Origin of the sequence: Arachidicoccus rhizosphaerae (genome assembly GCF_900107765.1) — a bacterium.
Taxonomy (GTDB): domain Bacteria; phylum Bacteroidota; class Bacteroidia; order Chitinophagales; family Chitinophagaceae; genus Arachidicoccus; species Arachidicoccus rhizosphaerae.
In genome coordinates this window covers 88,704-114,048 of sequence record NZ_FNQY01000012.1, presented here as the reverse complement: position 1 = coordinate 114,048, position 25,345 = coordinate 88,704, and the positions used below count along the sequence as shown (strand labels likewise).

The 25,345-nt window shown below is 40.8% G+C and carries 23 protein-coding genes, 1 tRNA gene and 1 riboswitch; of the genes, 9 read left to right on the top strand and 15 right to left on the bottom strand.

Going from position 1 to position 25,345, the window contains the following annotated elements:
• Positions 1-77 precede the first annotated feature (77 nt).
• The 6 genes from BLU80_RS11650 to BLU80_RS11625 all read right to left on the bottom strand — a co-directional run bounded on the left by BLU80_RS11650 (position 78) and on the right by BLU80_RS11625 (position 7,707).
• Positions 78-1,139, bottom strand: coding sequence for a YncE family protein (locus BLU80_RS11650; protein ID WP_091398388.1), 1,062 nt, complete (start codon positions 1,137-1,139; stop codon positions 78-80).
• Positions 1,140-1,280: 141 nt separating this feature from the next.
• A complete protein-coding gene (gene alr, locus BLU80_RS11645) occupies positions 1,281-2,459 on the bottom strand; it encodes an alanine racemase (protein WP_091398385.1) in 1,179 nt (392 codons plus the stop codon).
• Between the two features lie 24 nt (positions 2,460-2,483).
• Positions 2,484-3,641: an amidohydrolase gene (locus BLU80_RS11640; RefSeq protein ID WP_091398382.1), complete on the bottom strand. Its 1,158-nt coding sequence runs from the start codon at positions 3,639-3,641 to the stop codon at positions 2,484-2,486.
• 386 nt (positions 3,642-4,027) lie between these two features.
• Complete coding sequence (locus BLU80_RS11635) at positions 4,028-5,287, bottom strand: homoserine dehydrogenase (protein ID WP_091398380.1); 1,260 nt, start codon at positions 5,285-5,287, stop codon at positions 4,028-4,030.
• Positions 5,288-5,292: 5 nt separating this feature from the next.
• A complete protein-coding gene (locus tag BLU80_RS11630) occupies positions 5,293-6,351 on the bottom strand; it encodes a homoserine O-acetyltransferase family protein (RefSeq protein ID WP_170831218.1) in 1,059 nt (352 codons plus the stop codon).
• Between the two features lie 51 nt (positions 6,352-6,402).
• A complete protein-coding gene (locus BLU80_RS11625; protein ID WP_091398377.1) occupies positions 6,403-7,707 on the bottom strand; it encodes an O-acetylhomoserine aminocarboxypropyltransferase/cysteine synthase family protein in 1,305 nt (434 codons plus the stop codon).
• A 469-nt stretch (positions 7,708-8,176) separates the two neighbouring features.
• Positions 8,177-8,292, bottom strand: a riboswitch (SAM riboswitch).
• A gap of 214 nt (positions 8,293-8,506) precedes the next feature.
• Between BLU80_RS11625 and BLU80_RS11620 the strand changes: the two genes are divergently transcribed.
• Positions 8,507-8,579, top strand: a tRNA-Lys gene (locus BLU80_RS11620).
• Between the two features lie 296 nt (positions 8,580-8,875).
• Here BLU80_RS11620 and BLU80_RS11615 read toward each other — a convergent pair.
• The 4 genes from BLU80_RS11615 to BLU80_RS11600 all read right to left on the bottom strand — a co-directional run bounded on the left by BLU80_RS11615 (position 8,876) and on the right by BLU80_RS11600 (position 10,627).
• Positions 8,876-9,064, bottom strand: a complete 189-nt coding sequence (locus BLU80_RS11615; protein ID WP_091398374.1) for a hypothetical protein — start codon at positions 9,062-9,064, stop codon at positions 8,876-8,878.
• A gap of 445 nt (positions 9,065-9,509) precedes the next feature.
• Entirely contained in the window at positions 9,510-9,740 is a 231-nt protein-coding gene (locus BLU80_RS11610; RefSeq protein ID WP_091398371.1) for a hypothetical protein, read from the bottom strand.
• A gap of 40 nt (positions 9,741-9,780) precedes the next feature.
• The gene (locus tag BLU80_RS11605; protein ID WP_091398368.1) at positions 9,781-10,188 is read right to left on the bottom strand and encodes a helix-turn-helix domain-containing protein; all 408 of its coding nucleotides are present in this window, start codon (positions 10,186-10,188) and stop codon (positions 9,781-9,783) included.
• A 22-nt stretch (positions 10,189-10,210) separates the two neighbouring features.
• Complete coding sequence (locus tag BLU80_RS11600) at positions 10,211-10,627, bottom strand: helix-turn-helix domain-containing protein (protein ID WP_091398459.1); 417 nt, start codon at positions 10,625-10,627, stop codon at positions 10,211-10,213.
• Between the two features lie 334 nt (positions 10,628-10,961).
• On the opposite strand from BLU80_RS11600, the gene BLU80_RS11595 reads away from it, so the two are divergent.
• The 3 genes from BLU80_RS11595 to BLU80_RS11585 are packed head-to-tail and all read left to right on the top strand — an operon-like array spanning position 10,962 to position 16,777.
• The gene (locus BLU80_RS11595; RefSeq protein ID WP_091398365.1) at positions 10,962-12,224 is read left to right on the top strand and encodes a TlpA family protein disulfide reductase; all 1,263 of its coding nucleotides are present in this window, start codon (positions 10,962-10,964) and stop codon (positions 12,222-12,224) included.
• Positions 12,217-15,408 (top strand): SusC/RagA family TonB-linked outer membrane protein, encoded by a 3,192-nt coding sequence (locus BLU80_RS11590; protein ID WP_091398363.1) that lies wholly within the window; start codon positions 12,217-12,219, stop codon positions 15,406-15,408. The genes BLU80_RS11595 and BLU80_RS11590 overlap by 8 nt, the downstream gene beginning before the upstream one ends.
• A 10-nt stretch (positions 15,409-15,418) precedes the next feature.
• Positions 15,419-16,777 carry a RagB/SusD family nutrient uptake outer membrane protein gene (locus BLU80_RS11585; protein WP_091398359.1) on the top strand — a complete coding sequence of 453 codons (1,359 nt, stop codon included), beginning with the start codon at positions 15,419-15,421 and terminating at the stop codon, positions 16,775-16,777.
• A gap of 67 nt (positions 16,778-16,844) precedes the next feature.
• Here the strand turns inward: BLU80_RS11585 and BLU80_RS11580 are convergent, their stop codons facing one another.
• The 4 genes from BLU80_RS11580 to BLU80_RS11565 all read right to left on the bottom strand — a co-directional run bounded on the left by BLU80_RS11580 (position 16,845) and on the right by BLU80_RS11565 (position 20,685).
• Complete coding sequence (locus tag BLU80_RS11580; RefSeq protein WP_091398356.1) at positions 16,845-17,198, bottom strand: hypothetical protein; 354 nt, start codon at positions 17,196-17,198, stop codon at positions 16,845-16,847.
• Positions 17,199-17,354: 156 nt separating this feature from the next.
• Positions 17,355-17,801 carry a MauE/DoxX family redox-associated membrane protein gene (locus BLU80_RS20125; RefSeq protein ID WP_091398353.1) on the bottom strand — a complete coding sequence of 149 codons (447 nt, stop codon included), beginning with the start codon at positions 17,799-17,801 and terminating at the stop codon, positions 17,355-17,357.
• Positions 17,802-18,718: 917 nt separating this feature from the next.
• Positions 18,719-19,099: a hypothetical protein gene (locus BLU80_RS11570; protein WP_091398350.1), complete on the bottom strand. Its 381-nt coding sequence runs from the start codon at positions 19,097-19,099 to the stop codon at positions 18,719-18,721.
• A 32-nt stretch (positions 19,100-19,131) separates the two neighbouring features.
• The gene (locus BLU80_RS11565; RefSeq protein WP_091398347.1) at positions 19,132-20,685 is read right to left on the bottom strand and encodes a HEAT repeat domain-containing protein; all 1,554 of its coding nucleotides are present in this window, start codon (positions 20,683-20,685) and stop codon (positions 19,132-19,134) included.
• Positions 20,686-21,005: 320 nt separating this feature from the next.
• Between BLU80_RS11565 and BLU80_RS19875 the strand changes: the two genes are divergently transcribed.
• From BLU80_RS19875 to BLU80_RS11540, 5 genes are all read left to right on the top strand, one after another.
• Positions 21,006-21,224 carry an acyltransferase family protein gene (locus BLU80_RS19875; protein WP_244518885.1) on the top strand — a complete coding sequence of 73 codons (219 nt, stop codon included), beginning with the start codon at positions 21,006-21,008 and terminating at the stop codon, positions 21,222-21,224.
• Complete coding sequence (locus BLU80_RS11555; protein ID WP_244518884.1) at positions 21,221-22,117, top strand: acyltransferase family protein; 897 nt, start codon at positions 21,221-21,223, stop codon at positions 22,115-22,117. Before BLU80_RS19875 ends, BLU80_RS11555 begins: the two co-directional genes overlap by 4 nt.
• A gap of 254 nt (positions 22,118-22,371) precedes the next feature.
• On the top strand, positions 22,372-23,571 hold the full coding sequence (locus BLU80_RS11550) for a basic secretory protein-like protein (RefSeq protein WP_091398341.1): 1,200 nt from the start codon (positions 22,372-22,374) through the stop codon (positions 23,569-23,571).
• A gap of 122 nt (positions 23,572-23,693) precedes the next feature.
• Positions 23,694-23,969, top strand: coding sequence for a DUF6929 family protein (locus tag BLU80_RS11545; RefSeq protein WP_091398337.1), 276 nt, complete (start codon positions 23,694-23,696; stop codon positions 23,967-23,969).
• The gene (locus BLU80_RS11540) at positions 23,890-24,537 is read left to right on the top strand and encodes a DUF6929 family protein (protein ID WP_394331867.1); all 648 of its coding nucleotides are present in this window, start codon (positions 23,890-23,892) and stop codon (positions 24,535-24,537) included. Before BLU80_RS11545 ends, BLU80_RS11540 begins: the two co-directional genes overlap by 80 nt.
• 49 nt (positions 24,538-24,586) lie before the next feature.
• Here the strand turns inward: BLU80_RS11540 and BLU80_RS11535 are convergent, their stop codons facing one another.
• Positions 24,587-25,261 carry a hypothetical protein gene (locus BLU80_RS11535; protein ID WP_091398331.1) on the bottom strand — a complete coding sequence of 225 codons (675 nt, stop codon included), beginning with the start codon at positions 25,259-25,261 and terminating at the stop codon, positions 24,587-24,589.
• Positions 25,262-25,345: the final 84 nt, after the last annotated feature.

Below are 25,345 nucleotides of genomic sequence, written 5' to 3'. Positions count from 1 at the left end.
TTTATATGCATGACGTGGGAGTAATAGTTGAAAAAGTAGTGGTGACGGTTGAGTAATATTGTCCTGATTGTATGGATTTAAAAATCTGCAAAGCTTAAACCGTCAGGCCGGCCCCCAATATCAATACGCCTGGTAACCTTCCAGTTGGAGAGATCGACCACAGCAATATAATTGTCGGGTGTGCAGGCGACGAATGCATGGGTGTCTTGTTTGTCGATCAGCACTTCAGATGCCCCCGTGCCGACATGGATTTTTCTGAGCAGCTTATGGGTGGCGTAATCAAATACATAGAGGTCTCCGGTTCTGAGACTACTAATCAGGACGTACTTATTGTTTTGCGTCATACGCACTCTGTTGGCGCCCAGGATATTGGCATCTATGGAATCGAGTATGGATTCTTTACGGGTATCCATAATATAGACTTTCCCATTCTCCGGACTAGCGGTCCATACCTGCGTTTGATCATCAGACAGGTCAAGACCTTCTATACCGGCCGCGACGGACAAAATCTTAGCGTGCCAGTCCCAGTAGGGCTTTGCTGTCGGCAAAGCATAGCCCATGGGCGTGACGGTAGGAGGATACTGGATATAATCCAGTACGATAAGGCTGCCGGATCCCACATTGGTCGCATAGATATGTTTACCATCCCTGGATACTTTTAGCATATGTGTACGATCCTGTCCGGTTCCGATGACTCCGTCAATTTGTTTGGATTTGATATTGTATCTGCCAATGGTTTTTGTTCCCTGTGTAGTAAAATACAGATGATTCTGTATATAGGCCAGACCGTGTGGCCCCAATAAAGGTCTGGTATCTATAGGAGGTAATGGAATAAGTCTGGTCAGATCCACCACCCCTATAGTATGATAAAGGCCGCTGCCTGTATTGGAAATATAGGCGGTGGTGCCATCCTGAGAAACGGTGATTTCATGAGGGTCCTGGCCTGCCGGCAATTTTTTAATGATTTTAAAATCGGAAGCGTCCATTATGACCAGCCGCTTGTCCGTTTTGGATAAGGCCAGCAAATAGTGATGCGAAGCCGGGGCGATTACAGGTGTCTGTTGACTAAGGACAGTACCTGTATTAAAAATGGTCTGCAATATAAAGAAGCTGCAAAAAATGAGAACGGATGCTTTCATGTGATGATTTAAAACGCCAGTGTTAAAACCGGCTGTATTGAGTGAATGGTCCTGAGCCTGATCATTTTCTTCGCAAAATTATGGATGTATCTGAAATACCCCCTTAAAGAAGCTTTAAAAAAACCCTCCATTAAGCGAAGTCTAATCTGTTACACTTTCAAATGGATGGGTATATAATCTTGGTATATCCATTGGGAGTCTGGTCAGCAGTTCATAGTTGAGCTGACTGGACAGTTCTCCAAATGAGGCTACGGAGATCTCCAGGGCGCCGGCAGATCCGATCAGTATAACTTCGTCGCCGATTTTAGCCGTACCAATTTGTTGCAGGGAGATGGCAAAACTATTCATGTTGATATTACCAATAACGCTGGTACGGACCCCGTCAATCAGCACCCTGCCTGAGTTACTGAGCATCCGGCTATAGCCATTACTATAGCCAACCGGTACAATACCGATTAAAATTTCTTCAGAAGCCTGATAGCTGGTACCGTAGCCGATAAACTCGCCCATCTGTACTTTTTTGATGGACATAAGACGGCTTCGCCAGGTAATGACGCGGTGTAAATTAAAATTGGCCAGCTTGTGTTTTCTGAGGTATTCTATTTTGATTTCAGGGGATGGCCAGAACCCATATTGAAGGATGCCAATTCTGACCATGTTAAATCGCATTTTAGGCAGACGTATGGCTGCTGCACTACAGCAGCTATGCGTGCGCTCCGGATACAGACCTGCCTGGATGAAATGCTTTCTTCCCCTTAAAAATCTTCGCTGTTGCTGATCGATACGCAGGTAGTTGGCGATACTTTCTGCACCCGCAAAGTGCGTACACAGACCGCTTAACTGAAAGTATTCCGTATGGCTTAATAAATAGGGTATGACTTCTTTTAGTATAGCGGTGGTACTAAAGCCTGTACGGTTCATCCCGGTTTCCAGTTCGATATGAATTTTCGCGGGTATGCCGGCAGACTGAGCCGTCATTATAGCGGCTTTTAAACGCTGCATGTCAAATACAAAAAAAGAAAACCCGGCCTGAATGACGCCCCGAAGCTCTCCCGGCGCTATATCGCCCATGATCATGATGGCTGTTTCAGGCTGCCGGATTACCCTGGCTACCCGGTAAGCCTCCCCGGTACTGAATACGGAAAAGTGCCGGATGCCCAGTTGCTCCGCCATAGGGACAAAAGCTTCTATACCGTGGCCATAGGCATTGCCTTTAACAACGGAGGAAATAAGCACTTCCGGCCCCATTTCTTTACGTAAAAATTCCAGATTGTATTGTAAGGCGGTGGGGTTTAAAATGATTTCGCTGGTGTTTTCCATAAATAAGGGCGTATTTTTTTTAAATCAGGTGTCTAAAAAATCCCGGATAAGCTGCTCAAATAGATTACTGGCCGGCTCAATTAAAATATCGGGAAAGTCGTAATCCGGATTATGAAGTGCCGGCTGTTTTTCACCTGCACCAATACCGAACATGGCACCCTTAAATTGCCGGGTGAATAACCCGAAATCTTCGCCCCATTTCATGGGATGGCTGAGTGTTTGTATAGGCAGATCAAGTGTTTTTGCCGCATTTTTTATCTGAAGGATAACAGCTGCATCGTTCTCATTGGCCGCAAACTGTTCGGTCCAGCTAATACGGGTTTGCAGCCCATACTCCTTACCGATGGCTGTTGCCATATGCTCCAGCTCATGGGCTCTTTTATCCAGTAACTGGTTTTCCCAACTGCGGATAGTAAGATGAATCTCTCCATCTCCTGCGGTTACTCCGTAGGACTTTTCTCCCATATGCATATAAATAGGAGAGACCAGAAAGAAGCCGGCTGTATTAGGATCGGCACTGGCCATATTGAGTGCTTTTTGTAAAAACTCGGCTAAGGCAGGGGCGGAAGAAAGGCCGTTCTCAGGTTCTGCCGCGTGACTGGTCTTGCCTTTGTACCGGACGATGATGGACCGGACAGCCGGTGTAAAATTGCCTTCTTTAATAAGTATCTGACCTATGGGGAAGCCCGGTATATTATGCAGGGCGATCACCTCATCCAGGCTGCCGTCATGGCTGGTAACGATGCGCTTAAATTCCGGGTCCTGCAATACGGATCTGGCTCCCTGGCCGTTTTCCTCTGCCGGTTGAAATAGTAAATAAACGGCGCCTTTGTCCAGCGGCTTGCGGTGCAGCAGCCAGGCCAGTCTCGTGAGAATGGCCATGTGGCCGTCATGTCCGCATTTGTGGCTTTTCCCGGGATAGGTGGACTTGTATAAAAAATTATTGGATTCTTCAATAGGCAGGGCATCGAGCTCCGACCGGATAAGAATGGATTTGCCGGCTGTGTTACCTTTATAGGTGAGAAGCAGCCCTTTTGCATCAGCGCCCACTTCATGAATCTCGTCCGGGTTAAAAGGCAGAGTAAAGGCCCGGACGAGTTCACGGGTAGCCGTCTCGCTGCCTGAGAGATCCGGAAACCGGTGTAACATCTGCCTGAAATCAATAAAATGCTGAAGTTCCATGTCCTGATATTTTTATGTGTGTAACAAAAAGATTGGACCGCTTAATACTTAACCGGATAATGGAGAAGTATGTCAGAGAAAGTGGGACGTTAAAGATTGAACAAATTGTCATGCATGCTTGGATGCATCTGTGAAACGCCCTGACTGGCAGGACAAATATAATGAAAAAAGCCTGGCAGGCTCCTTGACAAAAGGTTAAAGCTAGGCGCTGTCTGAATGACATTTGGCTATGTTTTGCCAAATGCAAAAAGGCTTAAGCGCCTGCCAGCTGATTGAACTGCATTTGCTTAAGCCTGAATGTTATAAAAACCACAACTTATAAAACCTATATGTCAGACGGAGCTATCTGATCATATGCTGGTCAGAGCCCCCTTCGAAGCGTTTGGCTACAGGTGAATACCCGCCAGCTCCAGACTGCGTCTTTTAGCATTACGGGAATCTATTTCCTCTATAATGCCGTCTGCGGCCAGAATCAGCGAAACGCCGTTTTCTTTCCACCAGTCGTCCTTTTGTAATTTGGAAAAATGAATCACTCCGGTCAGATAGCTTCTTTCCAGACCTGCATGCCATTCTTCTATCCATTCAAAATCGTCCTTTTTGATTTTCTTAATATCATCAAAACTGATATACACTCTTACGTAAAAATCACTGGTGAGTTCTCTGGGGGTATGATGATAAAGCTTTTTGTATTCATATTTATACCCATAACGCAGTGCAGAAACATCACTCATGACGGCTGAACCGGTGGCCAGGCTCCCTGCACCTTTGCCGTAAAAGAATTGCCTGTCTGCAAATCCACTTTCAATGACAACACCATTGAACTCATTTTTTACGAAGGCCAGCTGGTCGTCCAGCTTCACGAACTCTGGTAGTACATAGGCGGCCACCTTGCCATTAAGGAGTGTCTTTGCCTGAGCGACTAATTTAATATCAAATCCTTTCTCTTTGGCGACCATGGCATCAGAGAGCTGGATATTCTGAATACCGGAAAAGAGCACATGGTCAATCGTCTCGACAATGCCATAAGCATGATTGAGCAGGATGACCCATTTATTTACGGCGTCATAACCTTCGATATCAAGCGTTGGGTCACTTTCTGCAAAGCCCAGTTGCTGGGCCAGGATCAAAGCGTCCTGGAATCCTATTTTATCATCAAACATCTTGGTCAGGATAAAATTAGTGGATCCGTTGACAATGGCTCTGATGGAGTGCAGCAGGTCGTTGTCATAGTATTCTTCCAGATTGCGGATAACGGGAATAGAGGCACAGGCAGCCGCTTCGCATAAGAAAGGCTGTCCGGTCTGTTTTTGCAATTCTAACAGTTCCTGCAGGTGTTCTGCTACCATTTTTTTACTGGCACTGACAACGGCTTTGCCGTTTTTAAGTGCCGTGCTTACGATGTCAAAGGCGGCCACTGAATCATCAATCACCTCTACAATAACATTAATCTCCGGGTCATTGAGCAGCTCGTCCTTGTCTGTTGTAAAGAGTTCCTCGGGCGCATTTCTTTTTTTGCCCGGATGCTTGATACAGGATTTTTTGATTTTGGCATTTAATGAGGGGGTCTGTTGCAGGATTTTGTATAATCCTTCACCCACTACACCAAATCCAAACATACCTATGGTTATTTCTTTATGCCTGGTCATGGTCTTTAAAATTTTGGGGTTAGAAAACGCGTAATGAGCTTTTCGATTGCCTCGAACTCCAGTAAGAAGCCGTCGTGTCCATACATTGAATTAATGATGTGAACTTCAGCGTCTTTGATATGTTGAGAAAGAAAAAGCTGTTCATCCGGAGGAAATAATATATCTGTAAAAATGCCAATGATCAGGGTTCGGGCTTCAATGGTCTGTAATGCCTTTTCAACGCCGCCTCTGTTTCTGCCGACGTCATGGCTGTCCATGGAACGGCTCAGGGCGTAATAGCTGAATGCATTAAAACGCTTGGCGAGCTTTTCTCCCTGATAGCGCTGATAGGTCTCTGCTCTGAACACCTGTTGATCTACCGGCTTGCCTTCTGATTCCGGGCTAAACCCTTTTTGGGTTTTGTTATAGGCGGTATAATCCCTATAAGACAGCAGTGCTATGGAGCGGGCGACTTTCATGCCGTTATGTCCGGCATCCGCAGTTCTGGAAGCCCAGGTGCAGTCGCTTTCAATAGCCATTCTTTGAGAGGCATTCAGGGCTACACCCCAGGGGGAGTGCTTGGCATTGGTTCCGATGGGAATGATATTTTCAAAGCGGGCAGGTTCCATAATGGCCCATTCCAGCAGCTGCATGCCACCCATAGATCCTCCGATGCCTAACCAAATTTTATCAATACCCAGATGGGCACGTAACTTTTGATAAGTAAGTACCATGTCTCTCAGCGTAAATAATGGAAAATCATGGTAATAGGGAGCACCGGTATCAGGATCTGTGTCTAATGGATAGCTGCTACCATAATGGCTGCCTGGCATATTGGCACAGATAATAAAGTGATTTTGGGGGTCAAAGACTTTTTGATCTCCGACAAGGCCTGGCCACCAGTCAGCAGCTTCGCTGCTGGCTGTCAGGGCATGGAAAACCCATACGACGTTGTCCTTCCGTTCATTTAAAGTACCATAGGTCGTGTATTGTAAATGAAAGCTCGGCAGCACCACTCCGCTTTCCAGCGTAATAGGTTCCGAGTGTTGGTAAATAAGTTGATCCACTTGTATTGTTTGTTCCATTTGTATGTAAATAAGCGTAGTGTCTGTTGGAAGACACTACGCATTATATCTTTAGTCCAGTGCGGCTATAGCTCTACTGAAATCTTCAATAATATCATCTATATGTTCTATACCCACGCTAACACGAATCAGATTGGGCAACACGCCTGCTGCTTTTTGCTCTTCTTCGCTTAATTGTTCATGAGTAGTAGAGGCCGGATGGATAACCAGGGTCTTGGCATCTCCGACATTGGCCAATAAAGAAGCCAGTTTAAGGTTGTTGATGACTTTCTGGGCTTGTTCATTGCCTCCTTTTACCCCGAAATTGAGAACGCCGCCGGCGCCATTGGGCAGGTATTTTCGCGATAGCTCATAATAAGGGCTGCTTTCAAGTCCCGGATACCATACAAACTCTACCTGGTCATTCGCTTCCAGCCATTTGGCCAGGGCCAGGGCATTGGAGACAGTTCTCTCCATTCTAAGAGAGAGGGTTTCCAGGCCCTGAGTCAGTAAGAAGGAGTTAAAAGGGCTGGGTGCAGGTCCGAAATCTCTGAGACCTTCCACTCTGGCCCGGATGGCAAAGGCGATATTGGGGAGGCCCAGTGGGTTGTTTACCCCAAAAATCTCAGCGAACTTAAGACCGTGATAGCCTTCAGAAGGTTCTGAGAATGCCGGGAATTTACCATTCCCCCAGTCGTAGTTTCCGCCATCAATCAGCACCCCGCCAATGGAAGTGCCATGGCCGCCAATCCATTTGGTGGCAGCATGGGTAATGACATTAGCGCCCCATTCGAACGGGCGGAACAGATACCCGCCAGCTCCGAAGGTGTTGTCCACGATAAAGGGCAGGTTATGCTTTTGAGCTACAGCGGCTATTTTTTCAAAATCCGGAATATTAAGCCTCGGATTACCCAGGGTTTCCAGATAGATAGCTTTTGTGTTCTCGTCGATCTGGGCTTCAAATGCTTCCGGGCTGTCGCCGTCAGAGAATTTAACCTTAATGCCGAATCTTTTAAAGGAGACATTAAACTGATTAAAAGTGCCTCCGTATAGATATGGGGAGGAAACAAAATTATCTCCTGCCTGTAATATGTTCGTAAGTGCAAGAAACTGGGCTGACATACCGGAGGCTGTGGCCACAGCGGCAACGCCGCCTTCCAGCGCAGCAATCCGCTGCTCAAATACATCAGTTGTCGGGTTCATGATACGGGTGTAGATATTCCCGAATTCTTTCAGGCCGAATAAATTGGCTGCATGTGCAACATCATTGAATACAAAAGAAGTTGTTTGGTAAATTGGCACCGCGCGTGAAAGCGTTGTAGCTTCAACGGGTTGACCTGCATGCACTTGCAGGGTTTCAAATTTAAGTTTACTCATCGAAAGTAAAATTTAGAAGTTTAGCAAAAGAAAAACAGAAAAATTCTATGAAAGGCTTGAATATGCCCAATGGTGGAGATAGCGCAGCTACAAAAGCTTATGCGCCCATACACATACAACAACAGCACATTACTGGCATAATGTACTTCATACGAATGGATTGTATATTTGTTGTTATTTGCATCTTTTACACCACAAATTTAATAGATTAATTTTCTAATTACCAAATAAAATACGCAAAGAACTTATCCGTAAAACTTACAACTAGTTGTAAATCTGTTATAAATGCTTGTTAAGCAATTATAAAGGGTATTCTGATGACCGTTTATTACTAGCCTGAAGTAAACCAATTAGAAAAGAGAAGAGTAGGTAGGCTAACTTGAAAAGTTGCCCAAATTGCATAAAAAAAGCCTGCCAAGTCAGGCAAGCTCAAGTATGATTAATTGAAACCAATTTTAAGTTTAACGCTGACTTATCTACCCGTCGGGTGTTCGCACACCCTGTTCGGTTGGATTTGGCACCTTTCACCTGAGTGAGGTTGCCAAGGCTTCATCGGGCCAATCCCTCTGCCTTTCTTGATAAGATTCTTTAAAGAACTGCTGCAAAGGTAATAGGAAATCGGTGACCAAAAAAATATTTTACAATTCCTGATGGGCCGGGGGAATAATCAGGCCGTGAAAAAACTAATTATAAATATCTGAAAGCCTTATAAACAGTGGAATTTACCCTGAACCCCCTGATAAATTTTAATCTGGTATTTGGAATAAAGAAAATATTTACTGAAATTGCAGCCTCAATTGACTCCGTAGCTCAGTTGGTAGAGCAGCTGACTCTTAATCAGCGGGCCCAGAGTTCGAGTCTCTGCGGGGTCACTTAGAATGAACCACTTACACATTAAAAAACGTAAGTGGTTTTTTATTTGATACACATTTTCAGTTTTGTCAATAAAATTGGCACCCGGTAATTGATTAATTGGATAAAATAATGCAACAACAGGGCTTTCCGGCGGCATTAATTACAGCCGGTATGAGGAAGCTCTCCATTGGACTTACACTGCCTGTTACGGATGAAAGCCTGGGACGTTTATTCTAAACTGTACAAATTATTATGAAACCGTAAATTTTATGGATGGATATTCTTTTGTAAGCTTTGCCAAGATCTCATTTTTCTAATGCTCTAAATCAGGGAATAGACAATTTTCCTTATTTAAAAGCAAGGTCTTTATTTCTTTCTTTTTAGATAATTCATTTTTCAAATCTATTGCCTCCGCTTCGGATAATGGTTTCCAACCCTGCCGGATAGCTTTAATCTTGACCTTTTGGGCCTTGATTTTCTTAATGATATTTTTATTTTCCATTTCTTACATACTTTGTCTAAAAAAAGAGGAAATCTAAATGACCTTTACTTTTGAGTAAAAATAATCTTAGACAATTTCCCTTATGTAGTGGTTGAGGCAAGATTTCAAGAATTAACCATCCGTAAACCATTAAGATTTTAAAAATCATCCAAATTACGTGTGACAAGAATCAGATTATTGGCAACGGGGTGGCGATATAATGGCATCAGACAACTTAGTCTTCTTTCTAATTTTCAATTGCTTTAAGTATAGTCGGTTCCTTTAGTTTATGAATATTGCAATTATTTATATAATTTTCAAGTACAGCGATTTGTTCACTTGTTGCGCCAAGCTAACAACTCCATTCTTGTTATTGTTAGGATACTAAGTGGCGCTCCTTCTAATTTGGAGGCCGCAGTTGAAGGAAGCCTGTTTCCCAAATAGTCAATTACTACATTGGTATCTATTAAATACTCTTCGGCCATTCGCCACGTATATTTTTTGAATGTGTCTGAAAGTCTTTGTATTGCTCATCTGAAAGGTTTAATTCGCCTCTGAACTGGCCGGCATTGCCTGCTGGTTGCTCATCTTTTTGATCTCTACCTCGTCGAAGAATCTTGATTATGTTTAAATCTTCCAGATCTTTTAAGAGCCGGCAAGCATTATTATTTGTCAGTTCTATTAAGCAGGTATCCATGGTAATATTTTTGAATGGTTTACCCAATTTTATGCCTGGTCTATTTTTTTGTCCCTTGGACTTTGTCGAATTTTGCTTTTTCTATTTTAATAAGTTCTTCAAATAGTTTAACGGCCTGTTCTATTGAAAAAGAATTAATATTTTCTACATGACCATTTAGCCCACTTTCAATTTTGGCGTTTGAATTTTCATAGAAATTGTTTGTAAAATATAAAACTCTTTCACTATTGTATTTTTTAAGTCCATCTTCAGTAACACCCAGAGCCTCAGCGATTTTTTTTAAACGCTTTTCATCTATATTTTCAGTCTGTTCCAATTTAGAAACGGCTTGTTTTGTCATTCCCAGCCTTTCTCCCAGAGCAGTTTGAGACAACCCTACAAGACGTCTAACACTACCTATTTTTCGTCCAATATGTTTCGATGGCTCAGTCATTTGTAAATCATCCATAATTTAAATTTTTGAAGTTTGATTAGTTTTTTCTATTCAATAAAATTTCTAATTTTTCCCTTTCACTTTTTAATAATCTTTCGTATAGATCAATAACAATATCTGGTGGGTTATTCTGTTGCGAAATTGCATAAGTATTAGCACCTTCATTAATAGTTGCCTCTTTATAATTATTGCTACTAATATTATAAATTGCTTTTTCTACATTAAATTTCTTAATTAATTCAGGAGAAACACCTAATACAGTGGATATCTTCTGTAAAGTTTCATCGTCAATTTCCTTTTGTTGTTCTAAAAGTGATATTTGGGGTTGGGTTAAATTAAGTTCATGGGCCAGTGTGTCTTGTTTAATACCCATATAAACTCTTATTCGTTGAATATTATGGCCTACATGATTTTCATCATTCAACAATTGTGTTGCTTCCTCCTTGCTACTCATTTGATTAATATTTTGATCGAAGATAATATAATTGTCAACCAAATTGGCATAAAAGTCAAACAAATTTATTGAAAAAAATTAATATTTCTGTTTTTCTTTGAAGAAACAGAACAGATTGTTAATAACTGGCCTCATATTGCTTCCAGTCTCCATTATAAAGCGGGCTATTATGGCGGATTTAGTGTCTTACTGGATCTTATTTGCTATTAAGCCCAAAAACCCGATCTAGCTTTTGCTGGGCTGGGCGGGCTGTTTTTTTTCTCATGTACTTTGCAGCCTGCCAATCCTGGCTTTTATTTCATCATATTCTTAACTGATTAATTATCAATGCCAAATGAAAAAGCTTTTATGCTTGTTGGGCGGAGCCTTGTTTTTTTCGAACATTTTCTCGCAGAAAATTACCCCGCTAACGATCGGAGATACCATCCCCAATTTAACGCTTAGTCGTATTGTTAATTACAAAGCAAAGTCGGCTAGGCTTTCCGACTTTAAAGACCGACTAATTATTTTTGATTTCTGGGCAACTTGGTGTACCAGCTGCTTGGCAGCCATTCCACATTCTCAGACATTGCAAAAGCAGTTCGGCGATAGTATTATGGTCATGCTGGTCAACTCCAAAGAAACGAGGGATACCTATGAGAAGATTATTAAACTATTTCAAAAACAGTCCCGTCTTATAATGCCCTCAATTACAGGAGATACTGTACTGACGCACTTATTCCCACATCGAGAGATACCACACTATGTATGGGTTTATAACCAAGTCGTTAGGGCAATTACCTCTCCAAAAGAATTGACTCCAGTTAATATTCGATCAATCATTTCCGATAGTAATAAGCGCTTACCAACGAAAAATGATTTCCCCAATTTTAATTCGAAGGGCCCATTTTTTACGGATACAGCTGCACTAGGTAACATTCTAGAACATTCTATTCTTACCCGATACACAGATAACTTCCAGGCAGTTACTGAAGGCAGCGTCAGGAATTCTGATGGGTTAATGACGTGTTTTTATTGTGCCAATAAAAAATTATCCATTTTGTATTCCAAAGCATATCCGGTTTTGAAAAAGTACAGTCATAACAGAATCATTAAGTCGTCTCCGTTATTGGATAGTATTTATTGTTATGATCTACAACTCCCTGCGTCGCAGGACTGGGAATTCTTTAGCAGAATGCGTGAAGATTTAGATAAGGCTTTTCATTTATCCGTAGAAGAGCAGATTCTGCCTATCAATTGCTTGGTACTTACAAAGAAGTACACCACTAAAGCTTTGTTTGATACATTAATGGCTTCTGAATCAACTCTTTTTGATTATTATGACAACCGGTACATTCATAACTTTCCTATGCGATTTTTTTATAATGCACTGAACGAAAAGTCATCCGTACCTATAATTGATGAAACCGGTATTACCGGTCACATCACGATAGACGGCCTCCCGACCGATCTCACAGATGTTCCTAAATTGAAAAAAGCGCTAGCTCCATATGGCCTTGATATTTCTTTTGCAAGAAGAATGCTTAAGGTTTGTGTAATAAAGCCCAAATCGAAAATAGCACCACTGTCTACTAACCAAACAAAAATCAATGAGTAAAAGTATTTTATTTATTTTCCTGTGTTTGAATATGTATAATATGGTAAACGGACAGGATTTAACCATTAAGGTAAAAGATGTTTCTACTGGTCAGCCAATTCCCGGAGTATCATTAGAGCTTCGTAATAGTGGTATTCATAGGATGACTGACGACAATGGTACAGCCCTTATACCGATGAAATTCAAAGAAGACACGCTCGTCGCCCAAATGGTAGGCTATAAGATTTTATTTAGAAAAATTGATAGTACTAGTCCCCACAATTTGATAGAATATCTAGAAGCTACCGACTATTCATTAGAAAATGTGACTGTCCAAACTGGTTATCAGCATATTTCAAAAGAAAGAGCGACTGGATCCTATGAATACCTGGATAGTAAGATTTTAAATCAACAGACAGGATCGAATATACTTGACAGATTGAACGGTGTTGCAAACAATGTCGTCTTTGATAATGACGGTAATAGGCAACAACCAATTACTATCAGAGGACTTAGTACAATCAACGGCTTGCGATCGCCATTGATTGTAGTTGATAATTTTACATATGAAGGTAGTGTCAGCAATATAAACCCTAATGATGTCGAGAGTGTTACTGTGTTAAAAGATGCTGCTGCCACTAGTATTTGGGGGGTTAGGGCTGGGAACGGAGTAATTGTTATCACTACTAAAAAGGGAAGCCAATCCGGTAAACAGAGTGTCAGTTTTAATGCTGACATGATTACTTCAGGAAAACCGAACCTGTTTTACCTAAGACCTATTGCATCCTCTGATCTTATTGATGTGGAACAGATGCTTTTTGAGAAAGGTTATTACAATGATAAAGAGAGTGCCTCATCTTTTCCCGCTCTATCACCAGTTGTAGAACTATTGATCAAAAAGCGGGATGGGCTGATTTCCGCTGTTGATTTTGATCAACAGATAAATGATCTAAGACTGCACGATGTGCGGAACGACCTAGAAAAGTATATGTACAGAAAACCCTTCACGCAGCAATATGCACTTAACTTCAGTGGAGGTACGCAAAATGTGTCATACTATTTTTCAGGCGGATACGATAGGAATATGGATAATTTGGGAGGCATCAATAATCGGACGACACTTCGGTCTGAGCTATCGATTAGGCTAGCACCGCGACTATCAGTAAACTCTTCTGTGGCAATAAACCTCATTTCCTCCAAAACAGGTGCGCACGGATATAGCTATTTGACTAATAACACGGGAGGCCCAATTTATACTTATACACGGTTAGCCGACAATTTAGGCCAACCTTTGTCCTTTGCGAAGAATTACCGGCAAAGCTTTATCGATACTGCTGGTGGTGGTAAATTGCTTGACTGGAACTATTATCCACTACAAGATTATAAACATGATTTTACAAAGACCTTCATAAGTGACATTGTGGCGAACTCCTCGTGGAAATATTCAATTAATAAGATGCTGTCGCTGAACTTCTATTATCAATATGAACGGCAGTCGACGCAAAATAAAAACCTTTCTGACATTCAGAGTTTTGCCGCCAGGGATATGATTAATTTATTTACTCAGTTCGACGCATTCGGCGAATTGGTGTACAACGTTCCCAATGGCGGAATATTGAATAGATCAGATGCTACCATCGAAAGCAACAACGGACGCTTACAAGTAAACTTTGATCATTCTTGGGGTAACAGCGACCTAACTGCTATCGCTGGAGCCGAAATTCGACAGGTGCATACCTTTAGTGGAAGTGCTACGACTTATGGCTATGACGACGATTTTCTAAGCTATAAATCAGTGGACTACGTGGACTATTTTACCACTTACTTAGGCGGATACCAAAACATTGCCGATGGCACCTCATTTGCTGACCGGACGAATCGATACTTATCGGGATATATCAATGCGGCCTACAGCTATAAAGGAAGATATTCTGTTTCAGGTAGCATGAGAAAAGACCAGTCCAACCTTTTTGGAGTAAAAGCCAACGACAAAGGAATACCACTTTGGTCAGGTGGACTGGCATGGGAGCTGTCTAAAGAAGGATTTTATAATTTTAATGCCATACCTTATCTGAAGTTTCGAGCCACATATGGTTTTAGCGGCAACGTTGATCCGTCAAGGTCTGCCGTTACCACGGAACAATACCTGGATTTACCGGCTTCCTATAGTGGCTTCCAGCAGGCGAGGATACTGCAATATGGCAATCCTGATCTTAGGTGGGAAAAAATTGCTATGACTAATATCGCTGTTGATTTCGCTTCTCGAAATCATACAATAAGTGGAAGCTTTGAATATTATCTGAAACACGGAACCGATCTCTATGGCATAACGCCAATAGACCCCACAGCCGGAATTAGTGATGGAACTTCGATTATGAAAAATGTTGCCTCTATGATAGGGCGGGGATGGGAATTATCATTAACAACACGTAACTTGAAAGGTGAACTTGGGTGGCATACAACCCTACTTTTTAGCCATTCGGTTAGTAAAACGGAAGCTTACTATTTAAATCCGGCGCTTCCTTCCTCATTTATTAGTAATGGTAATACAATTAATCCAATGAACGGATTTGATTTGTATTCAATTATCAGTTATAAATGGGGGGGATTAGACCCCATGACAGGAGATCCCATCGGTTATTTGAATGGAGAGAAAAGTAAAGATTATCAAGCAATCTATAATGCAAAAGATAAAGATGACTTGATTTATGACGGTTCAGCCATTCCGAAATATACCGGCGCTTTACGAAACACATTTGATTGGAAAGGCTTTGAATTGGACGTTAATATAACTAGTGCTTTTGGTTTTTATTTCAGGAGGTCATCCATTGATTATGGCGGCCTTTTCAGTATGGATGCGGGTAACGCAGACTATGCAGGGCGGTGGCAGAAACCCGGAGATGAGAAGCATACAAATATTCCATCGATGATATATCCCGACAATAGTTATAGAGATCTTTTTTATTTGTACTCCGAAGCGAATGTAGAAAAAGGCGACTACATTAGGATTCAATACATTAATCTTACCTATACATTTCCAAAGGTCAGTAAAAGACCTAATATCCTGAATAGCTTACAAATTTATTTGAATGCCGCAAACCTCGGTCTTCTGTGGCGTTCGAACGATGTCGGTATAGACCCACAATATATAGATGTGACGCCACAGCCAAAAACTTATACTATCGGAATCAAATGCAATTTTTAAAACTAAGCGCATGAACAAATCAATTCTATTTATAATTTTCGTTGCAGCATTATTGAATAGCGGATGTCAGAAATACCTGGACAAGAAACCAGACAAACAGTTAGTAGTACCTTCAACGCTTAAGGATGTCCAGGCATTGTACGACCAAAACAATATTATGAACGAAAAGGGCAGCATAATTGGAGAAGCGAGTGCAGACAATTACTACCTTCCAGAAGACGCATATAACGCTTTAGCCGATGAACATTTTAAGGAATTATATACATGGGGCGGAGATATAGTGCGGGGAGCATCAAACAATGAGTGGTCTAGACTCTATGATGTAGTGTATCAAGCCAATATTGGGCTTGAAACGTTGAACAATGTTAGCAAGAATAGCCAAAACATCGATGATTGGGACAATCTAGAAGGAAGCGGTCTTTTTTTTCGAAGCTATGCGTATCAGCAGGCATTGTTTAATTGGTCTTTGGCTTACGACAGCCTAACTGCCGAGCAGGATTTAGGGATTCCATTGCGGGGGAACAGTAATTTTAATGAAGTCTCCAGAAGAGCTAGCGTTCAGCAATCGTATCAGCAGATAATCGATGATTTAAAAATAGCATTGAGACTATTGCCGATTCACCCCTCCTTTGTTACCCGGCCGTCTAAGGCCGCGACCTATGGCTTGCTTGCCAGAATATACCTGACAATGCGGGAGTATAAGAAAGCTGGGGCATATGCAGATTCATGTATCAAAATCTTTGAAGGTAACCTGTTGGACTATAATCTAATTGATTCTTCAAGAACCTACCCGATAACAGCTTTTAATATGGAAGTGATATTTTATGATGTGGCAACGACTGCTGGATCATTAAATTCCACCATGGCCAAAGTGGATTCAAACTTATATGCGACTTATAGGGAAAATGACCTTAGGCGAATTCTTTTTTTTAAGCCTAATAATGATGGCACTGTATCCTTTCGAGGTTCTTATACAGGGAAAAGTAGTTATTTCATTGGGATTGCCTTAGATGAGATTTACCTGATTCGGTCAGAGTGTCAAGCTCGGTTAGGGAATGTAGATCAGGCGATGGAAGATTTGAATGCTTTATTACTAAAAAGATATAAATCTGGAACCTTCGAGGAGTTAACGGCATCAAATAAGCAAGAGGCAATAACCTATATTCTGACCGAAAGGCGAAAAGAATTGTTGCTGAGGGACCTACGATGGATGGATATCAAACGGCTTAACAAGGAAGGAGCAGATATATCATTACAACGTGTTATTGGGGAGCAACATTTCATGCTGAATGCTGGAAGTAGCGGTTTCGCATTACCTCTGCCCATTGATGTAGTTACTTTGACCGGCATGCAACAAAATCCAAAATAGAGCGCCATATTAAAGGAAAGAAGGGCGTAATGAGCCCTTCCTTCCATCAAGTTGGCGACTCAATTGATTAATTGTCTTTGTTGTTCACCACACTGACATGCGTACCAGTTTGAGGCGTTTCATTCGTTGTGTTGTCAACATATACCTCTACTGGGTGATTGTCTGATGCATTCAAATCACCAATCATACTACAGCCCTTTAATGAGCCTGGACAATCTAGCGCATCATACTGGGCTTGCGTGATTTGTGTCCATTCTAACCGGTTGTCTTCCTGATTATGTGTGCCAGTGAATTGGAAATAAGCCTGAGCAAAATTATTTCCATTTGTTTTTGGCGCATCTTTAAAAGCGCTGGTGATGCCTACCAGGGCTACCGCGATCACGAATCCGCAAGCCGGGAGTACTTTAGATAACTGTACCATAGTGTTACAATTTTGTTGTTAAAAAATAAATTCCATGCTTTCGCCCGTCGCTCGATTTTACAGCGGCGCAGTTACTGGGTTAGAAAATGAAACCTACTCTTTTGGTTACAGGTTTTCGGTTACTTGCCTGTTTTATCCGGCCAGATAAACAATAAATTATACAGGGATAGGGTTATGCTTAGTGAAACTATTTACTTGATGTATTTGATGATATATACCATAAAAGCTGAGGAGCGTAAAAAGGATGTTGAAGATTAAATGCACTTGCCAATGCAGCGCCGTAATTAATCCGGCGCAGGAACACGGAATTTTTCCGTATGTACTTGTTAATACGAATAGGACATAAATAGTAAATATGGTCATCAAAACTGCTGAAAGGATGAACCCTTTCTTGTGAGTTCCTTGAAAATACAGAAGAGTCGTAATTCCAAATTCAAATATGTGGAATCTCAATTGTTTAGGCGTAATTGACCATTTGGGAAGTGGCTGTAATTTAAGCAGGGAAGCAAATGTAGTAAATTCACATAATTTACTTAGTGCTGGGTATGTCCCTAAATTTATCAATAGAGCACTAATGGTTGATATGATTTGCTTGTGATTCATTTTTCCCTTTTGTGAAATATTCAATTTGAGCGTACTTAAGGAGTTGCGTGCTTTTTTATTTAGGTGGGGTTTCAGATCGATTAATTATCCCTTATTTTCTTCTCTACTTCAAAGGTGAGGGAAATTTTACATTTGAGGACTGTCAAAACGGACGTATTTTGAAACTAAAGTTATTTTTCATATGTATTATAATTTAAAATAAATGCTTTATATTGGATCGAGTACCTTTTGTTATTCAAATTTTTTTACCTGTCCAAAGAAACGTGGTGAATTTTTGTATATTTTTTGGAAATACAATATAAATAGTTGTGTAATTTAATGTCAATTAAATTGTACTGGAATGAGGATATGCTTATATAGGATCCTTTTCTCGAAAAATGGAACAAGGATTGAAAATTTACTTAGAAAGTCATCCAAAGATTTGACCCTTCGGTTATTTGGTATCAATTTCAGGGTTCTTTAGAAGGGATTAGAAGTCCTAAGCATAAGCCTCTGCTAAGGATAGTTTATTTTCTCCTACGAATAATATAGTTTATTTTTTTTATTCTGGGCTATCTTCCTGTTTTTTTCAAACATTAATATGATGATGTAACATTGGAGTCCTGTTAGGTGTAGTTGGGGAATTTTTCTGGAATTTAGGGACTGAATATTGTGACGGTAAAATTATTTGATTTTTGATAGGCCTTGCTAAAATAGCATTTCATGGATTTAAAGAATGTTTGGTACTATTGGAGATAGGCAACGCGTCTGCCTGATTTCGCTTACTTATGTTAAGCAACTTGTTCTAATTGCAAGACGATTGAACAATAATTATCGAAATAGGGTTTCGTCGGTTCAAAAGATTTTTTACCGCATAGTGGCACGCGATTTAATCTTGTTTACATCTATAATTATGCTGCATCAAAAGATATCAGGATTCACTCCCCGCGATATTTATTTACGTGATGACCAAACTGTTGTTCGAAAAAAGGATAAGGAATGCCTAAAATAAAGATTTCAAAATAGTCCTGGTCCATTCCTTCTATATTTACACTTTGACCTTTAATTTCTATGCCTTCAGGACTGACAACGCTCAGAGGAGCCATGGCAGAGGTGGCAATTAATTGCTGATCCGGATTTTCTGTAATGATTTCAATGCAGTGCTCTTCACAATAGGCTTTTAAAAACCCATAACCAGAATCTATATCAATAAAATATATTCGGCCTGTAACGACGCCCATTGGAGCATCCGCATTTTCAAGGAAGGTCCAGCCGATCTTTTTATCATCTAGTAACACATCAAATCGTCTTGTTGACATGGTTGTTCTTTTTATTAAAGGTGGATCAGCAGTTACGCTGAGAAATAAAAGTCTAGTCCTGCTACGGGGTTTGTTTTAAAATATTGCTTGGTTTCATGTGTTTCAAACACATATTGAAACACTTTGTTCGCTCTTTCAAGGTCTTTTGACGTAGGTTTAGTATACATGTTTGTGGCCCTTTTTTGCCAGACTAGGAGGTAATTACATGATAATAAGCGCAGATTTTCCTCTTCACTAATTGTTCCAAGCATTAAGTCCGGAAGGGCTACCCAGTTTCCAATCAAACTAAAAAGATTAAGCATTGATGCTTTTAGATGATTGTCTCCATTCTGGAAGGATGCCCTGGCTTTTTCAAGTACCTCCTGACGGGGTATGGTAGATAAATAATCAATGATCCTACGTCTTAGCCCAATGTAATCTGTCCCCAGGTTGGCAATCGCATACGGATATGCCTTTTCTCTATCCACTTTGCAAAGTGCAATAAAGGCTGCTTTTCTGACTTTTTGAACAGGATAATCCAGATAGTGTTCCACAATTTCTGGAAACTTACTGGATTGTATCTCTGCCAATCCGCATAAAGATCCAATGATTTGTTTGCCCTCATTTAGATTTTTTAAATATCTAGCCTCAAAATGAATGGGGAACTGACTAAGTGCTGCTCTTGCGTAACTTCTTATGGTCCCTGAGGGGTCTGCTAAAAATAATTGAATAGTATCCGTAAACTCAATGCTGTTTTTTAAATGATATAAAGTCTCCAGTCGAATAGTGGAGGATTTGTCCAGTAGTAATTGATGGATCTCATTTTTACCAAGTTTATCGAAATGATGGAGGGTGAGTTTGCGGATCAGAAAATTTTTATCTGCCAAAAGAAGACCTAATTCTATTGAATTGTTATTAAGTGTGGAGGAAATATGTTTGGCTAATATTAATCGGAGCTTCTCCGGGTATTTTTTATAATTTGATATTATATAGTTTCTATTGCTTTTAACTATAAAATCAATTATCTCGTGATATATGGGACCTATGTCTGTTCTTTCGGTTCTTCTGACCCATTCGAATAGAGGTAGGTGATGGATAAGGCTGTCGATATAGGAGATATTTAGATAGTTTTTAATACCGTCCATGGCAGCCTGTCTGACAGGTGCCACCCAATCCGCTAACCGGTAGATTAAAAAAGGGACGGCCCTTATATGTTTTGCCTGTGCCAGCTTTTTTACGGCTTCTTCTCTAATGTGGCCATTGCCGTTTAATGAACTAATTGCCAGCAATTCTATGGATACCTCTTTTGAAAATTCCGCCTCAAAATAGTGAAGGTCGCTTTTAAAAATATTGCAATTTTTTAGCGTATTATAATACTCGTTTTTATGCTTAATTTGCTTGAATAAATGAATGATAGTCCGGCTGATGGCTTCTCTTACCTCCTTGTTATTAGATTTTAATAAATCAATTAAATAGTAGATGAAGGCGGGTTCATCCCTGGCAGCAATTATGGCTAAGGCATTAATTTTTTCTGCCGTCCTTTCCCTTGAGAATAACCAGAGTTTATCTGGCTTGCGTAAAATGTTTAAATATTCGGTGATGTTCATCTTTCGGGAAATTTTTATTATTGTTCTTTTTTACTGTGACAGAGATTATCGGTTTTTTTATTTTTTCCTGCTTCCTGCAATGATACGCTACAAGTTACTGGTTTTCTGTGAATATTTTTTTAAGGATTACGGAAAATACGGGAACCGGTGTCCCGGAATTCAGGATGACTGGAATGCAGTTTTCATGACCTGCCTTTATCCGTGTCCTATTAATGAGACAATCTGCCTATTTTTTGAGACGAATTGCCCGGTCAATTGCTTGGGATTTAAATAAATTTACCCTTTTATAATTATTGTATAATCAGTCCGGTAATAAAAGCATGAATCAGAAATCCATTACAACGAAACCCCATTATCAGATTTTAGACGGATTAAGAGGTGTGGCAGCCATCATTGTGGTGACTTTTCACCTGACTGAACCTTTGGGCACGGGGCATCTGGATATTCTGGTCAATCATGGTTATCTGGCAGTAGATTTTTTTTTTTACTTTCCGGTTTCGTCATTGGCTATGCTTATGACGACCGCTGGCCTAAGATGACAGTAGGAACGTTTTTTAAGCGCAGGGTTGAAAGATTGCAGCCCATGGTTATACTTGGGATGACCCTTGGGGCCATTGGTTTTTATTATACAGATTCCGCCTTATGGCCGCTCATTCATACAGTCCCGCTCTGGAAGTTACTGTTAGTATTGTTCATTGGTTATACGGTGCTCCCCGTACCACTCTCCCTTGATATTAGAGGCTGGGAAGAAATGCATCCGCTCAACAGCGTCGGCTGGTCCTTATTTTTTGAATACATCGCCAATATCATGTATGCGCTGTTTATTCGTAAATTTTCCAAAAAGTCTTTGAGCATTTTTGTCGTGATTGCCGCCATTGCGCTGGCTCATATGGCAATTACCAGTTCCAACGGGGATGTCAGTGGTGGATGGACCTTAAATACAGAGCAGGTTTATATCGGTTTTATCAGAACCATGTATCCTTTTTTTGCCGGACTCTTAATGTCCAGAGTGGCTAAACCCACCCGAATAAAAAATGCCTTTTTATGGTGCAGCTTACTGGTTATAGTGGTACTTTATATGCCCAGAATTGGGGGAGCGGAGCATCTTTGGTTAAACGGCCTTTATGAATCCTTTTGTATCATCATTGTTTTTCCTTTGATTGTATATCTGGGAGCCAGCGGTGTTATCCAGGGAAAGGCGGAAAGCAAAATATGCAAGTTTCTGGGTGATATCTCCTATCCATTATATCTGGTACATTACCCGTTTGTTTATTTCTATGTGGCCTGGATCAGCAACAATAAAGGAGTCACCTTTCTGGAGGCCTTGCCCTATGCGCTGTTGATTTTATTTGGAAGCATCCTTTTTGCCTATATCAGCCTCAAATGGTATGATGAGCCAATTCGTAAATGGCTTCGCAGACGCTTTGCCTGATTAATCAATTAAATAATTGATTAATTTATAAGCTGTTTGAATACTATAGTTGGTGAAGCCCTGCTTTTATCCTGGAGCTTGGGCAATTAGGAATAAAACAGTATCTTAGTTGTCTGTACCTATGGGGGATTACATCTAATATCTGAAAAGGATATTTATAAAGCTGGTATGGAAGCCTGGCTTTTAAATATGCTCTTTACCCCTGTGAATACAATAAAGTACAATCGTCTTTAACATCTTACATTCAGTATTCTATGAAAAAGCTTAGCGTGGACTTTAAATTGTTGTTACTGGTGCTTTGCAGTGCCGCAATATTTGGCAGTTGCAGTAAAGATAATGTGGGTACGGATCCAGGCGGAGGAGGTGCTGATTCCAGTTATGAGCATATTCCGGTTTTGGATATTACCAGTAAGGCCAGCCTCTCTGTAAGCAAGGATAATCCGGATGGCTCTGACGGGTCGGAAGGATCCAAAAAGCTGGTGGATAATGACACGACGACTAAGTTTCTGATAAAGGATTTTTCTCAGGTAAATATTGATTTTAAGTTTGATTCTGCTAAACTGGTCGCTTCCTACAGATTCACTACGGGTAATGATTTTGATGGAAGAGATCCGCTGGACTGGAAATTCTATGGTTCTAATGACGGTAAACAGTGGACATTGCTGGATGAGAGAATGGGGATGCAGTTTCGAGTGAGGAGAACGAATTACCGTTTTTATTTTAAAAATGACAAAGCCTATACTTATTACCGCTGGCAGGTACTAAAGCTATATGGAGCTGATATGTTCCAGGCATCGGAGTTCAGGCTGTTTCAGATGCCGCCCTCAGCCCAGAAGGCAGAACCTGTCCAGTGGGTAGATAGTACCACTAAGGATAATCTAAAGCTCATTTTTGTCAACCATACTGATAAAAAAAGCTTATCCTATCAGTCAGTTCTGACCAATACTTTTTTTACGGTCTATCCTGAATTATTAAAAGAATATAATCCGGATGCAGTAAAAAGGGTGTATTTTATTATTGATCCGACTTATGATGGCGTAGCTTATTCTTTTGGGGATGTCCTGGTATTTAGCTATGATTATATGGAAGGCCATCCGAAGGAAGGAGATGTTGCTGTTCATGAAATCATGCATAAAATACAAAATGGCTACCAGGGAGATATCCCCAGCTGGCTGACAGAGGGGATAGCTGATTATGTCCGCTATCGTTACGGTATAGATAACCCGGACTCCTGGGAGTTACCGGATTATTCCAGTGATCAGAACTATGATGACAGTTACAGGGTGACCGCCAGATTCCTGGTCTGGATTGAAAACCACAAGGAAAAGAACTTTGTTAAACAATTGGATCAGGCGCTCAGGAAGGGAACTAATTATAAAGACTTTTTTGTTAGCACTTTAGGTAAGTCCATTGATCAAACCTGGTCCGAATACGGTAAAAATCCGGCGTTGTAATGCATTAGGTTGAATTCTCCGGGACTTGCTTTGAACAGTAGATCGTCATAAGCCAATCCTTTCGCAACGGTTCATTTGCTTCAGGAAAATGAAAGTGGCTGATATTTGTTGAATTTCTGATTATGAATATACTCTCTTCTCTGATTTTTTTTTTGCAAATTGCAGGTATAAGTGCAGCTTCAGGGTTGTATTATCAGGCAGGCCAGCAACTGTATGTGGTGGCAGACAACAGCCCTTATTTATACCACTATGACATAGGCACCCGTATATTGCATAAAATACTGCTGGACAGTACGCAAGGTGGTGAGACCATAAGCGATCTGTCCGGCAGGAGATGGCCTGGTTGCCGTTGGTTCAGGTTCTACCGCCAATCGCAGAAAAGCATTTATATATCATAAAAGGAGTCATCGCGTTCAGTTTATAGCACTTGACAGCCTGTACCGGGCTTTGGCTGTAAAGGGTGGACTCGACGGGGAAAACTTTAATATTGAGGGTATTGCCTTTAGAGAAGGCACCTGGTATTTTTTGAATCGAGGCAATGGCCCCCTGCGGCAAAACATTGTTTTTACTTTTAAAGGAGATACGGCACTGGGTTTTGATCAAAAGACCATTGAGGTGCACCGGACTTCGTTACCTCCGATAGAGGGGTACCCGTCCGGTTTTTCGGATGGTGTGCTGTCGGGTAACCGGCTTTGGTTTTTAGCTACGGCCGAGGACAAAGCGAGTAATTTCGAGGATGGTGCCAATAAGGGTAGTTTTTTGAGTTATCTGGATCTGGATAGCTGGTCATTAGGCCCCGTACGGCGACTCTCTGATCAAAAGAAACTGGAAGGGCTTACTGTATATAAGGATAGTATTTTTGCACCTCAGGCAAAATCAGGTCAGATGAATTTTCTGTTTTGTGAGGATCCGGACGACGTTTCTAATATGATTTGTCCTATTTATCAGTTCGCAGCTGTTGATTAGCAAATTGTTGAATGGTGAAAGGACAAAGCCCTGAAACCCGGCATTATCCTTAATATTCCAATTCAAAAATAAAATAGGTAGAGATCCCATTCATGTGGGTAGCGACTTTATAGGAATGGTCACTTTTTTCTAAGATCTGATAGTGATAGATGTCTCCCGGAATACTGGCCAGTCGTTTAATTTTATTGTTGCTTTTTATAAACGTACTTTGAAAGGTTTGGTTGTTTAGCTTTTGAACGGTAAGTTTTGAATAGGTATTGTCTGCCATGGAATCTATCCAGAAGTTCTGATCCAGTGTCAGGTGAACGATGGAAGTGTCCGTATCATGATAAATGAATTTTTTATGCGTCCAGAAACTTGCCAGATCGGCCTCACTGATAGAGGATGCAGGCATCTCGTCTGAATGAGTCCAATATTTACTGCCTTCTACTTTATTTGTCAGATAAGCCGTCACCAGATTACTATGGTGTAATACCCTGAAAATGATTAAGGCAGGTAAGTCCCTGCGTTGATCGGCGGTCAAAGTATCCAGACTTCCGGTTATATTTTTGGCCGTCTGTGTAAAATATTGCATAAAACCGGCGCTATCCATGCCAGAAGATGCATGACTCTCAATGTAATCACTAACAACTATGCCTAAGGAATCCACAAAAAGTTGATACCTCGACTGAGCAAATCCAGATAAGGACAGGGTGATAAATAGCAGACATAAAATCTTCTTCATAATGAAAGCTTGGGGGATGGCGGTTATTGTTTTTGATTTATTTTCATAATGCCTTTATAATCAATAGTTTTTTCTACGAATATT